The organism is Priestia sp. YIM B13490, from assembly GCF_042787735.1.
GTDB classification, from domain to species: domain Bacteria; phylum Bacillota; class Bacilli; order Bacillales; family Bacillaceae_H; genus Priestia; species Priestia megaterium.
On the sequence record NZ_JBHZOT010000043.1, the window covers coordinates 1 to 1,014 of the forward strand.

At 41.1% G+C, this 1,014-nt stretch carries 1 protein-coding gene; it reads right to left on the bottom strand.

What is annotated here, in order from left to right:
- On the bottom strand, positions 1-769 hold a 769-nt coding region (locus ACFX4R_RS29405; RefSeq protein ID WP_377571745.1), incomplete at its 3' end, for a reverse transcriptase N-terminal domain-containing protein.
- Between the last annotated feature and the right edge of the window lie 245 nt (positions 770-1,014).

Consider the following 1,014-nt stretch of genomic DNA (forward strand, 5'->3'; position numbering starts at 1 on the left):
CTTCTTCCATACCACATAAGGCGATATTAGCTAGAAGGGGAGACACAATTCCCCCTTGAGGGGTTCCTTCTGTTGTCATACGAAGCATATCCTGCTCTATGTATCCCATATTAAGCCACCTTTTAATGAGAGTGCTCCCCGGAAACATAGATGTTTGTTCCATTATCCAATTATGGTTAAGATGATCGAAACATCCTAAGAAATCTCCCTCAAACACCCACTTTTTCTTACTATTGGTGTTAAGCTTATTAAAAAGATTACTTATAGCATCGTGTGTACTTCGTTTAGGACGAAAACCATAGGAAGTGGGCTCAAACTTAAACTCCCATTGGGGTTCGAGTGCGTTTTTTACTACGTTTTGATAGACTCGATCTCGTATCGTAGGAATGCCCAAAGGTCGTAGCTTTCCGTTTTTCTTCGGAATAAATGTTCTTTTTGCTGGTTTTGGACGATGTCGAAAGACATTGCGTTGAACTAGTTGTTTGTACAGATTGATACGTTCATTTGGTTTTGAGGCGGTATAGCCATCTACACCGGGTGTTCGCTTACCGTTATTTTGTTGTGTTACTCTGCGAATGGAAAGCAGTAGATTTGCTTTACTCCGAAGGAGTAAACGTTGAAGTTTCCTTACTTTTCTTTGTTGATTTTGTTGTTCGGCACGATAAATTCTTTGTCGTAACTTCGCTACATATTTTTGTATAATACTCCAATCAATAGAGTACCAATCTTTATGCGAGACGTGCGCCGACGCTCGTAGAGAGGTATTCATAACAGCACGCTCCTTTTCGTTAGAAGATAGCCACAAATTTATTTTCGTGTTGAAGACCAATGAGAAGTGGGCGCTCTTTCGAGCCTGTCCTTGTCTGTAAAGCCGACAGTATCCGTCCAGTTATACAATGATTCTGCTTTCCTGTTCCTTTTCAGGGTAACGGCCTTAGCTTTTTCTCATATCCCATACCCTCTGTCACATTGTTTGACTTTGCAGTCATCCTACTGCTTATGCAGATGACGTAG